This is a genomic window from Campylobacter showae CSUNSWCD, assembly GCF_000313615.1.
Lineage (GTDB): Bacteria > Campylobacterota > Campylobacteria > Campylobacterales > Campylobacteraceae > Campylobacter_A > Campylobacter_A showae_A.
In genome coordinates this window covers 49,519-62,507 of sequence record NZ_AMZQ01000002.1, presented here as the reverse complement: position 1 = coordinate 62,507, position 12,989 = coordinate 49,519, and the positions used below count along the sequence as shown (strand labels likewise).

Sequence of the window (12,989 nt, the reverse complement as noted above, 5' to 3'; positions counted from 1 at the left end):
AATTTTATAAAAATAGTTTATAAAGTAAAAAGAAAGCAAAACCCAGCAAAATGACCGCGCACACGTAGTTTAGCAATTTTGCAAGGTTTTGCGAGATAAATTTCGCGCTTTTATGCACGGCAAACGGCATAGAAACGATCCAGATAAATATCGCCGCTACTAGCCCCGCTACGACAGCGCCCGCGTTTTCAAAACTTTTCGCAAAGCCAGCCACGCTGAGCCAAAATCCAACGGTGTACGGGTTTGCAAGCGTGACAAAAAGGCCTTTTGCGTAGTTTTTGCTAAATTTTACTTCACCGCCCTGCGCGTCCGCCATTATAGGCTTGTTTGCGCTTTTAAATATGGCGTAGGAGATGTAGGCTAGATAACAAAATCCAAAAATCCCGATGATTTTTTCTACCGTTTCGCCCTGCAAATACTCAAGCACGCCAAACGCTAAAAGCAACAGATACGCCACGTCCGCGCTCATAGCGCCGAGCCCGATAGCAAACGCCGCCCAAAACGACCTTACCGCCGTGCTCATTATCATCACGTTTACGGGTCCTAGCGGTACCGCCGCGCTAAAACCCAGCAGCAAGCCCTGCAAAAATGCGTTCATCTTTGTCCTTTTTTCATTTTTGTATTTTGGATTTTACCTAAATTTGAGAGATTTTGAGGTCGTTAAATTTGACGCGAAAAGCGGATTTAATTTTTAATGAAGCATGCAAATTTGACTTTGGGATTTGGAAATTTACCCACCGAGACCTGCACCTTTAAGGTGCTAAATTTGGTTTTATCAAATTTAGTACTGTGTACTTAATCTTTCTTGTTAAGGGGGAAGGGGCTTGAATTGCGCTCTGCTTTGCAGTTGCGAAGCGTAGCTGAAGCAAAAGAGCTCCCTTCCCCCTTAACGATCCCCTATCCCCTACGACGTGAGAGGTTGCTGCGCTATGCGCAGGTTTAAATTTGCATTTTCAAGGTGAGGGTCTCAGCAACTCAAATTTACAAATTTGACTTCAAATTTTGATCGCAAAAACGATAAGGCGAAGTATCGCGAGATGATTTTTCGAGTTTTCTGCTTCGCAAGCTCGCAGCTGCAAGCAGAAGAAGCAAAATTGAGCGTGCGCTAGGCATATAGCCTGCGGAGCGAAAATTTTGCGAAATCTCGGAAAAGCGCTCGCGAGACGAGCCGCCAATCTCCGAACTCACAATCGCACTATCTGCGCTCCAAATCCCCCCTGCCCCGCCGGCGCGTCGAAAAACTCCTTCACGCTCGGATGCTCGCGCAAGAAATTTTTGACCGCGTAGGCGAGCTTGCCCGTGCCGATGCCGTGATACACCTGCACCTCGTCAAAGCCCATCACTAGGCTATCTGAGATAAATTTATCGAGCTTTTGCACCGCTTCGTCCGCGCGCAGTCCGTGTAGATCGAGCGTGACGCTAGCGTTTTGCGGCTTTTGCACGCTTAGATTTATGCCTGATTTTTTCGCGGGTGCTGGCATTTCGCCGCTGATTTTTAGCTGATTTATCGGCACGCGCATGCTCACGTTGTCGGTTTGTATCACGGCGTCGTTTTTCCCCAGACTTGCGACGACGCCCTTTATCTTACCGTATTTTACGCGGTCGCCGACCTTTAGCTGGGGCGGGGCAGAGATTTCTGGTTTTTGCACGGCGCGTTTGGCCTCGTTTGCGCGGTTTAGGGCGCGCTGTTTTTCTTTTGTGTCGTCTAAATTTATCGCGCGTCTAGCCTCGTTTATCGCCTTAAAATACTCCCGCTCTAGCCGCATTATAACCTCGTGCTGCTCGGCCTCGGCGCGCTCTTTTTGCTCTTTTAAATTTTCGATTAGGGAGTCTAGCTTTTGCTCTTTTTTCTCCGCACTTTCGAGCTTTTCTTTGAGCTGTACTTCTAAATTCAGCGTCTTTGTGATGATTTCGTTTAAATTTTCTTTGTCTTCGCCGTAGATTTTTTTCGCCTGCGCGACCAAATTTGCCGCGATGCCATATCTAGCCGCGGTCTCAAAGGCATACGATTTGCCGATCGTACCTTTTAAAAACTCAAATTTAGGCCGCGAGTTTTCCTCGTCGTATAGCGCGGCAACCAGCTCGACGTCCGGGTTTTTAGCTAGTAGCATAGCAAGGCGCTTGTGGTGGGTGGTGATGATCATCTTGATATCCTGACTCATCAGCCGCTCGATCATCACGCCATACAGGCTCGCCGCTTCCTCAAAGTCCGTTCCGAGCTCAATCTCATCGACTCCGATGAGCAGATTTTTCTTCGTAAAAAGCTTAGAAAAATGCACCATACGCCCGGCAAAGGTCGAGATGTCGTTTTTTACGTTTTGCGGATCTTCGATGATGGCGTCAAATTCTTTGAAATTTCCGATCTGCGATTTTTGCGCGTTTATGCACATCGGCAGCAGGTATTTGGCTAGGAAGGCTGCGGCTATCAGCGATTTTAGAAGCATCGATTTACCGCCTGCGTTTACGCCGGTGATTAGCAGTACCTTTTTACTAAAGTCTATGCTGATGCTTTTTGGATTTTTTAGCGCCGGGTGGGCGAAATTTGCTAGTTTTAAATTTGACCCGCCGCTTGGTAGCACGAACTCAAAATCTGCGCTTTTAGCCGTAAAGACCCGCGCGCAGTAGGCGTCAAACACGTCAAACGCACCGTTTATAAATTTTAAAAACGGCAAGGCCTTGTGCATCGCGGAGCTAAAAATTTTGCAGTGCTCATAGACGATTTCCTCTTTTTTATCCAGCAGCTCGCTTTGCTCTTTTTTGAGTTTTTGGATGTTTTCGGGCGCGACATAGAAGTATCCGCCAGAGCTTCTAGCCACGACCGTGCCCTTTAGCACATGGTTAAACCCGCCGCGCACGAGCAGCGCCTCGACGGAGCTGATGTAGTGCACCTGCGTATCAACGAGGTATGGCGTGATGGATTTTGAGTAGATGAGGCGGCGCAGATCGGCGTCTATTTGCGCTCTTTTGGCGCTAAACGCGTCTCTGATACTGCCTAGGCGCTCGTCCACTTCGTCTTTTAGCTCGCCGTTTTTATCAAACGAGTTTGCGAGCTTTAGCATCGGCTGCGGGATCTCGATTTTAGCGAGCCACTCGCCTAGTTTGCCCTCAAATTTGAGCGTTTTTAGGTAGGTAAAGTAACTAATAATCTTAGCAAACTCAAAAATCTCGCTCACATGCAGCGTGGCTTGCTTGCTAAGGCGAATGAGCGCGTCGTCTAGATTTTGAGCGGGCGAGGGCGCATCAAACTGCTTTTGCGAGAGTTCTAAAATTTTTTCATAATGCAACTTGCTGTCGCCCGCCATAAAAAGCGGCTTTGGGCGCGCTAAAAAGGAGTTAAACCGCTCCATATAGCCTTGTAGGTCTAAAATTTTTATAAGCCGTTCAAAGCCTTCCGCGTTTGTAAATTCTTTTTGTTCGCGGTGTCCTGTAGTGTCAAAAATGTCGCCGTTTCTTTGCTCGCGCGAGACGCTGTTTTCTCGCCCGTCCGCCTCCCAAACTCCGCCTTGGGTCAAATTTTGATTATCTTTAAAATTTCGCAATTATTCGCCTTTAAATTCGCAACCATCAAGCGCGATCTTGACGCTGTTTAGCTCCTTTGCCGCGCGTTTTGCGACAAAAGAGGAAGTGCCGAACTCATAGTTAAATTTAGTGTTATTTACGTCAAAATTTCCGCATTTTAGAGTTTTGCCTTGATTAAAAAGCGCGACCAGCTCCAGCCTTTTGCCTTGTTCGCTTTCCAGCCTGGTCTCGTAAAAGTACAGCGCCGCCGCGACAAAAATCACCGAAAAAGTGATGATAAATTTCGCCTTTTTGCTTAGCTTTTCGTCGCTCACGCTAAATATCGCGATCGCGGCAAGCACGCCTAAAAGTACGATTATGACCCTCATGCGTCGCCTCGCAGCTGATATGTGATGTCGCCAGCGCCAAAGCCGATCACTAGGCCGTCATCGAGCAGGTTTTTCACGCCAAACTCGTCCGTAAAGACTATCCCCTCGCCCTCGCGCGCGACTTTTTGCGTCATCACTGGGTTGTAGCGTTTAAACTCCTCTTTTAAATTTATCTCTATCGGTGTCTCGCCCGCTGCGTAAACAGGCAGGATAACTAGCTCGTCTATGCCCTCAAAGCACCCTTTAAAGCCCTGCAAATTTGCGCTTAAGCGCGTAAATCTGTGCGGCTGAAATATCGCCGTGATCTTGGTGATGCCTAGTAGTTTGGCGTATTCAAAGACCGATTGTAAAGTAGCTTTGATCTCGGTTGGGTGGTGCGCGTAGTCGTCGATTAGTACGAATTTGCGACTAGCGGTGAGGATATCGAAGCGCTTTTTGATGCCTTTAAAATTTAGCAAATTTTGCCTGATTTGCGCCAGAGACGTTTCATTTAGCGCGGCCAAGATCGCAAGCGACGCGTCCACGGCGATGTGCTCGCCCATGCCCAGCACTTCAAATTTGCCTAAATTTTTTAGATTAAACGCGGTGTAAGGCACGAAATCGCGCACGATCATGCTAAGCTCGGTGATATCGGTGCTCGGATAAAGGCGCACGGCATCAAGCTTTAGCGTACCTAAAAACTCGTCCTCGGCGTTTATCACGCGCACCTTGGCTCGCTCCAAAAATCCGCGATACGCCGCGTGAAATTTCTCCAAATCATATCCGTAGTGCTCCATGTGCTCGGGCTCGGCGTTGGTCACGACGGCTAGATACGGGTTTGAGTTGAGAAAACTACTATCGCTCTCGTCGGCTTCGAAAATGACGTTGTCGCAGGGCTCGTATTTCATATTTGAGCCAAACTGCTTACTGATAGCGCCGATGATGACGGAGCCCTCCACGAGGCTAGAGAGCATAGCCGAGGTTGTACTTTTGCCGTGCGCGCCCGCTACCGAAAACACGCGCTTGCCCTCTAGCACCATCGGTAGCGCCTCTTTGCGCGATAGGCAGTGTAGCCCTTTGCTGCGCGCTTCGACAAGCTCGATGTTATCAGGCTTTATCGCCGCCGAGTAGATGACGAAGTCCTGATCCCTAATCGCAGCTTTGCTATGTGGCGTGATGACGTCGATGCCCTGCGCGGCTAGCTCGCGCGTGGTCGGGCTTTCTTTGATGTCGCTACCGCTGATGATGAAGCCCTTTTCGTGCAAAAACCGCGCTATCGCCGAGATGCCGATACCGCCGATACCGATGAAATGGACCTTTTTGCGCTCGAAGTTTTGCTCATTTGCGCGAGCTCTTTCGCCTGTATGGGTCGCTTGTCCGCTTAAATTTGACTGCGCTAAATTTTCGCGGCCAAAATTTGACGCGCCGCCCGCCTCTAACGTGCGGTGAAGCCCGCTTGCTTGGTTAAAATTTCCTTGTTTTAAATTTTCCACTCGTTTTCCTTGTAAATTCTTAAAGTATTTATATTTACGTCGCCCATGAAGCAATCAACGTCGTAGCCATTTGCTCTATTGCGGCGTTCGTTATTTTTCGTATTTGCTCGGCCGCTTGTTATTTATCCGGCCCTCTTGCGCAAATAAATCCCTTCGCATATTAGCCGTTAAGTTCATTTTGCATTATTTCGCAAAATTTCAAGCCTTTTTGCATCGTTCGCCGCGATACCGCTCTGCGCTATTAGGCGCCGCCGGCCATGCTCAAAGTTCGCACGATTTTTACTTAAATTTATTAGCCCGATTTTAGCGAAAATGAAATTTTGAGATGCTGAAAAGATGAAATTTATGCGGATTTTAGCAGGCTTTACATAAGACCGCAAGCATAAAGAGGCGCACGTAAAGTAAGCTAGAGAATCGTCGGTAAAATTAGGAGATTTTACGCATCCGCCAATTAGCGCTTAGTACGCTTCCCGGTCGTCAAATTTGGCGTTGAAACTAGTAGTTCGCAACCAGCGTTTTATCGCGTTAGCTCAAAGCTAAGGTCGATCAGATCCTCCACCTGCTCGGGGGCGATTTTGGAGCTTAAATTTACGCTGATCCAATGCTTTTTATTCATATGATAGGCGGGCAAAATTTGCTCCCCGTCACGCAAAATCGCTGCTAGATCGGGCTTACATTTTAGATTTAGTATCTCTAGCTCCTTTGCGCTTTTAAGCCCCAGCTTGCCGCCGTCCACGCGCATAAAAACGGCGAACCATTTTTGGTTTTTCGCGTGGCGAAATACGGCAAATTCCGGATGTTTGTCAAATATCCGCTCGCCCTGCGCGCCAAATTTCTCCTCGATGTAGCTAAAAACTCGCTTTCGTGCAGGCATCATCTGCCTCCTTTGCAAAAGCAGGCGTCTAGATGATCGTCCACTACGCCCGCGCTTTGCAAAAACGCATAGACGCTCGTGGGGCCTAGAAATTTAAATCCGCGCTTTTTCATCTCTTTTGCGACGAAATCCGCAAGTGGCGTGGTAGCAGGAATCTGCTTTATGTTTTCATAGTGATTTACGATGGGCTTGCCGTCAAATTTGGGATCAAATTTAGGCAAAAGATAGCTCCAAAGATAGTCGTAAAAGCTGCCAAACTCGCCCACGACGGCGAGGAATACGCGGGCGTTTGCGGCAAGCGAGTTTAGTTTTAGGCGGTTTCTGATGAGTGCGGGGTTTTGCATAAATTTCGCCGTTTGCTCCTCGCCGTAGAGCGAAATTTTGCGCGCGTCAAATCCGTCAAATGCCGCTCGCATCGCCTCGCGCTTAAGCAGTACCGTATGCCACGAGATGCCAGCCTGAAAGCCCTCTAGCAAGATGAGCTCGAAAAATTTCGCATCGTCCTTTACTAGCTTGCCCCACTCCTCGTCGTGATATACGCGCTCCAGATCGCTTTTCTCAGCCCAGTCGCAGCGGATTTTAAGTTTTTGAGTATTTTGCAAATTTGGCTCCTAGCTTTGATAAAATTTGAGAGATTGTAGCGAAATTTGACTCAAACAAGGCGATAGGAAATTAAATTTATCCGCCAAGATTTATTTTTGAAGCTGCTTTTTGCAAATTCGATTTTCAATTCGAAAGTATCGCAAGCCAAATTTAACTTATGATACAAAACTAAGTTTACTAGTATTTTGGGGCCGACTCTAGAATTACGTATAATTTTAAGCCAAGACTATACCTTAACTACAAGGACGGCGAAGCAAATACGTCAAAAGCCAAAAACGACTTCTACCGACAACTGCAAGAAACGCGAACGAGATCAAATTTACCAACGCTATCGTATAATCTTAATTAAAAAATGAATTAAATAAAGTTACGATTTGCGGTTTATTTTATCGATTTGATTTGAAAAAGATTAAAATTTATAAAAATAGTATGAAATAAAATTATGTGGAAAAAAATATTTATATATAAAAAAAACAGGCGGCCTAAGCCGCCTGAAAGGAGATTAAGCCTGATCAAGACTATCGATAGTAATAGTACCTTTTTCAGGATCAACAGAGTATTTTAGGTTTTCTAGGTTTACGCCCGCAAGTCTTACGATGGTATCCTCAGCGCCTATGGTATTGCTACCGTTATATGCTACGGCTTGCTTATCATAAACTAGATATGTATCGCCCTTCCAAGAGAACGCATATAGTCTATCGTTGTGAGCGTCGTAGTTTCCGCTAGCGCTAATATATCTAGTATAGCCCATAATTACGTTATCGCCGGTCATGCTAGTACTATTGGCATCTGCAAATTTGCTGAAATACGTATAATTTGCTTGCCAGTACGTCGAGTCATTACCCCATAGTCTATTGTTTGCTATAGCATGGTTTACCGCCTGAATCAAGGTATCTAGGCCGGCTACCGTACTCAAATCGGTAAGCTTAGAGTTAACCGTTACTTTAATAGTGTTGTGAGCGTCATAGAAGCTCTGATCGTTAGAGGCTATGCCGCCGGTATATTTATCACTATTAGTAGACGTTTGAACGATTACGCTCTTTATTAGGTTATTAGCAGTTATAGTACCTGCGCTAGCTGACTTAGTACTTGCTACGCCGGAGTTTTGGATAACCACCTGACCGTTTGTGCCTGTCACTGGAGTGCCCTGCTGGGTTCCGCCGCCTGCAGTCTGGTTAACGTCATCATATGTATTGTAATACATTCTTCCAGCCACTTCAGTATGTTTAGCCGTATCAAAGAATAGATTTCCTTGCTTTTTCATGGTAAGACCCGTGAAAGGCGTAGCAGTGCCGTTGTTTGCATAGTAGCTTACCGTACCGCCGCCGACTTGCGCTACCGACCATGTTGCCCAAGCCAAACCGTTAGGATCAAGAGGAGTAGAAGGAGTTCCTTGCGTCCAACCGGTAGGTAGAGCTTGTCCGGCATCCGCACCGGCTACGTCCGTAGACAACGTAGCTTTTACAGCCGCCTTACCAGGCTCGTAGAATGGGCTAGTAGAATTATTAAAGCCGCGATTACCGCTTGCGTCTATGGCGATATTGGTGCCTGCCGCCGCAGCAGTAGCATTTCCCGTTTGCCAAGCGAAGTCGCCGTGGTTAGCCTTGTACTGATATCTGTCGCCGCCCCAGTGACCGGTAGTGGTTCCTTGTTGGAGATTTTCCTCGAAAGCTGCCGTTCCGGTTGGGGTATTGTAGCCGTACACCGTGCTTGTAGCATTACCGGAAGTTGTTCCCGTTATAGTTAGCGGAGGAGTAGTGCTATTTGCATTAGCGGTACCACTAGTCGTGCTAAAGGTCTGACCGTGCGCAGCGGCGCTAGTGCTAGCATCAGGGTGGTTGCCTGTGTAGAATTGAACTTTGTCGCTACCGTATGCTTTTACGGCGCCCCAGTTAGAGTCTTTGCTGTCGCCGCTTGGATCCCTTGGATCGTAGCCGTGTGCGAAATAATCCGCTAGCTTAACCTTGTCTCCGGCCTCGATATTTTTGATAGTTACGATTTTACTTACCGTAGTATCGGTTTTAGCTCTACTTACGTCAAACAGATCGCGTCCTTTGCCGCCGTCGATGATGATCTCGGTGTTTGCCGCTAAAGTACCTACGTGGATGATATCGTCTCCGTCGCCTAGATCTACGTTTAGTTTGCCGGTGCCGTTAGCTGCAGCCATATCATTAGCTAGCAATACTACGTCGTTACCTTGCGTACCTTTGATCTCTTTAAGCATAGTATGAGCATTTGCACCTAGGTCGCTCTTTTCTCTTACTAGATCCGTAGACGGTCTTCCTAAATATGTAGATGACCCGTCGACATTTTTATGGTTCCACTTAGTGCCGGTAAAGTTAGGGATGTCATTACCCGTAACACCTGTTCTAGCACCAAAATCAGGTAATGTTGAAGTAGCCTTAAAGTTAGCTGTAGACGCCGTGCCGTAGTTATCCGAAAGAGGATTTTTTAGGTTTGATGGGCCTGCATTACCGAAACCTTGATTGTCGGTCCTATTGTGCCAGCTGCTATAACCTGAATTAGTAGATCCGCTATGGCTCGTCGTATCCGTGCTATAAGGAACGGTAGACAGGTTTACCCATGAAGTAGATCCCGCTTTTACTTCGCTTAGATCTATCGTTTCTAGTTTCGAAGTAGTTGCAGCGTTAAATTTAGGATTTACGATAAGGTTGATATCCTCGCCTTTCGCGACGAATTTTTTAAGATCCCCGGGAGAAGCCGTACCGTCGTCAAATTTAGCGTATACGTCTGTTTTTTCGCCGGTTTGAACGCCTTTAACATTAAGGTTTACGACGTCTTGATTTGCTCTAGCCCCGCCGAAATTTACCTTGATAGCATTAGGAGTGGAGTAATTGTGACCACTCCAGCTGTCGTGGTCGCTATACAAACCGGTATCTATCTGATCGCTATAATATGTAGGAGCGTTAAATACGGCTCCCTTGAAATTGATATTTTGACCAAATAGCTCGCCTATAAAATATCTACCTGCAACTTGAGACATATCTATAGTATTGTTTATAGTCTTGTCGCTACCGACCTTACCTACCGAGTTTGCGTACGAAGAAAGAGTAGTATACTCTCCGCCGCCGCTTGCGATGCTGACGTTACCTCTTGCATTGCCTGGATTGATCTCTATATCTCTTGCGGATATATTACCTATCAAAAGATTGTTGATATTATTGCCGTTTACGCTAAATGTAGCGTCGGTAACGATAGAGTTATCGGCTGTTGCGTATGGGAAGTTGTAAGTCGTAGAAGTATGGGTAAAAAAGTTCTGCATATTAGAACCGGGAGTCGGGTTGTTTGCAGTAGTAGTTATAGGGTTTATACCGTTTACAATCTCTACGTTGCCGGCGATATCGTTTAATTGCACGGCAATAGAACCCTTCGTAAATACGCCTTTATTTGCTTTAAACGAATTAAGGTGCTCAGCAGTGATAGCTATAGACTGAGTAGCCGTAGCGGCTGTCGTAGTGCCTTCACCGATCACGTTATCTATGAAATAAATATTACCGGTCTTAATGTTATTTGACGCAAGACCTCTAGCGTTGATCTGCTCGATATCGTTAAACTGTTTATTGCTGTAAGCTTCAAAGTTGTTATCAGTGTTGATATTGAAAACTTTTAACTTTTCAAAGAACGTTGCATCTAGATTACTTAGGATGCTTGACTTTGAATTTACGGTTAGTTTTTCAAGAGTCTTTGCCTGCATAGGAACTGTAGAAGATAAATCATGAACAGCTATGTTTGTAAGGCTCATACCCGTATTGTTAGCTACGCTATTTCCATATGTGCCGATAGAGTTGAAATTTACGGTTATGTCTTTAGCTTTTGGAGCTATGATACCTATGCCTTCGTTTGCGTGCATTTTGTTACCATCTACCCAAGCAGCGCTAGCACCGGCTCCGCCGATCTTTTGAGCATATACGTTTTTATCTACGTTTACCGTTACTCTTTCGCTCTCGTCTGCAGCTACATAAGCCGTAACCTGACTGCGTAGTCCAGGAGTAACAGGATTGATAATTGCGTTGCCGTTAACGTCTTGCGGATCGATTGTGTTTGTTATATTGATCTCTTGTAAATAACCGTTTTTAAACTCGACTCTACCGTAAGGGCCAGAGGCTACATCGGTATTTTCCGGATCAGGCTTGTCTACCGTAACGCTTTTTATAGTAGAGTTTGTAACTACTAGGTTGCTCTTTGTTTTTGTAGTGTTAAGAGCCGTTACGTCTGAACCGGCAAAATCTATACTTGCAGTATCATTTGCCGTACCGGTGTCTACTTTTTGTATATTTACCTTTTCTATGTTGTTTACGGTAAATTTATTCTCTTTTGCTTTTAATCTTTCGATATTTAGAGTATCTTTACCAGTACCGCCGTCTATATCGAAATTTGTTTTATTTGTAGCATCTACGTCTTTAAAGTCAAGCTTTATAGTGTCGTTACCGCTACCGCCTTTTATAACATTTGTAGCGCCGATAGGCGTATTTGCACTTGGCTTAAATTCATACTCTAGATTGTGAGTAAAGGCAGAGGCATCGACCTTTTCTAAGCGATCGCTTTCCACCATAAGTTTAATATCGGTAGTGCCTTTAACCGATATAGTTTTGTAGTGGTTCGTGTTGTCGCCTGATTTTATAAATACAGTGCTTTTCTCGCCTTTTGTAGTTATGTTTAAATTTTCGATATTTGGGATATCTATACCTGTGCCTGCAACACCGACCACGTTATCTATAGCATTTTTATGCAAATTTACATTATCTAATGTTAAATTTTGCGTATCATTTGTGCCAGCGATAGTTCCGGTGTTATAATTTAATTTAAACGACTCCGTACTGCTTTTTAGATTCTCAATGGTTAAATCGACTAAATTTTGAGGATTTATGAAATTTATACCATTTTCGCCATCTAAAGTTACTTTTTTGAGACCATCAATATTTCTTGCATTAAAGGTCTTTTTAGCTGTAGAGGTGTTTGTTAAATTTAGGTTATCTATATTTTTGATAAACCCCGTAGTCATACCGTTAAAATTATCTTTCAAGGTAACATTCAGAGTATTTTCTCCCATACCGCCGTCGATCTTATCTGTAGGCTTTAGAGTGTTTGTACCCATGAATGAGTCTGCAACAGCGTTGAAAATATCTTGTCCAACTCCACCGGTTAAATCGTTTGGCTCAGTAGTTAGAGTGTATGAAGTAGAAGCGGCAAGAGCGTCTATTTTTGCTTTTTGCTCTTCAAAATTCGTATCGGTCGTAGTTTTTATAATTTCCTGAAACGGTTTATAATCATAACTTCCGGAAACACTTGTTTCTATGTTAGCGATTTTTTCAGCCATATAAGCTGAAATAGCCGTCTTATTTTCGAAAATTTTAGCTGCAACTGGATCTGCCGCTTTAGCTGCCGCAGACTGTGCTACCTCAAATATTTTGACGAGAGTCTCGCCTCTTGAATGACCTAGCTGAAGGTGCTTAACCCATGCGTTAATACCATCAGGATCTTGCGTATAATCTTTGCCAAGAATATTTTTATAGATAAGCTCTATATAATCTTTATCTTGGTCTATTCTGCCGCCATAGTAGTCTATAGCTGCCGGAGATTCTAGCATCAATTGAGCTATCTCAGCCTGTGTTTTGTTGTGGCCAAAGCTAATCCATGCTTTGAATCCAGCGCCTTCTGGGGCTCTGTTAAATAACGCCACGTAAAGCTGCGCAACCTCTGCTTGTGTTACTGCCATTAAGGACTCCTTTAAAGTTACTTGATGTTTAGTGTTCTATTTTACAGAATACTATCGCCAATTATACCATAATTTTATAAAAAGAGAGGAGCTGATTTTTAGTTTGTTTAACTGATTATTTCTGAAAGATCAAAATTTCAATATTGAATTAGTAATTTATTAATTTAATATTGAAATACTGCTCATGGCTTAAAAGTGGTATAAAATATTAATTTACAAATCAAAGTCGATAGTAAAATAGTATTGCGGATGAAGTACAAATTTGATTCTAAAAAATATTTTTAAAAGTTTATTAATGTGGCTGTAAAATGTCCCCAGCGAGATTCGAACTCACGGCCTCAGAATTAGGAATTCTGCGCTCTATCCAGCTGAGCTATGAGGACATAAAAATAAAAACCCGTTTTAATTACAAGGGT

Annotated in this window: 7 protein-coding genes and 1 tRNA gene; all 8 read right to left on the bottom strand. The window is 44.7% G+C overall.

What is annotated here, in order from left to right; translation table 11 throughout:
- Positions 1–4 precede the first annotated feature (4 nt).
- The 8 genes from CSUNSWCD_RS02345 to CSUNSWCD_RS02305 all read right to left on the bottom strand — a co-directional run bounded on the left by CSUNSWCD_RS02345 (position 5) and on the right by CSUNSWCD_RS02305 (position 12,956).
- Entirely contained in the window at positions 5–598 is a 594-nt protein-coding gene (locus tag CSUNSWCD_RS02345; RefSeq protein WP_034964162.1) for a LysE family transporter, read from the bottom strand.
- A gap of 586 nt (positions 599–1,184) precedes the next feature.
- Positions 1,185–3,347, bottom strand: a complete 2,163-nt coding sequence (locus CSUNSWCD_RS02340; protein ID WP_051990293.1) for an endonuclease MutS2 — start codon at positions 3,345–3,347, stop codon at positions 1,185–1,187.
- A gap of 192 nt (positions 3,348–3,539) precedes the next feature.
- Positions 3,540–3,887: a hypothetical protein gene (locus tag CSUNSWCD_RS02335; RefSeq protein WP_009493428.1), complete on the bottom strand. Its 348-nt coding sequence runs from the start codon at positions 3,885–3,887 to the stop codon at positions 3,540–3,542.
- Entirely contained in the window at positions 3,884–5,173 is a 1,290-nt protein-coding gene (gene murC / locus CSUNSWCD_RS02330; protein WP_034964232.1) for a UDP-N-acetylmuramate--L-alanine ligase, read from the bottom strand. Before murC ends, CSUNSWCD_RS02335 begins: the two co-directional genes overlap by 4 nt.
- A 703-nt stretch (positions 5,174–5,876) precedes the next feature.
- Entirely contained in the window at positions 5,877–6,236 is a 360-nt protein-coding gene (locus CSUNSWCD_RS02320) for an MmcQ/YjbR family DNA-binding protein (protein ID WP_009493422.1), read from the bottom strand.
- Positions 6,233–6,835 carry a DNA-3-methyladenine glycosylase I gene (locus CSUNSWCD_RS02315; protein ID WP_009493420.1) on the bottom strand — a complete coding sequence of 201 codons (603 nt, stop codon included), beginning with the start codon at positions 6,833–6,835 and terminating at the stop codon, positions 6,233–6,235. The genes CSUNSWCD_RS02320 and CSUNSWCD_RS02315 overlap by 4 nt, the downstream gene beginning before the upstream one ends.
- Positions 6,836–7,338: 503 nt before the next feature.
- Complete coding sequence (locus tag CSUNSWCD_RS02310) at positions 7,339–12,573, bottom strand: DUF4214 domain-containing protein (RefSeq protein ID WP_009493418.1); 5,235 nt, start codon at positions 12,571–12,573, stop codon at positions 7,339–7,341.
- 309 nt (positions 12,574–12,882) lie between these two features.
- Positions 12,883–12,956: transfer RNA gene (locus CSUNSWCD_RS02305), tRNA-Arg, on the bottom strand.
- Between the last annotated feature and the right edge of the window lie 33 nt (positions 12,957–12,989).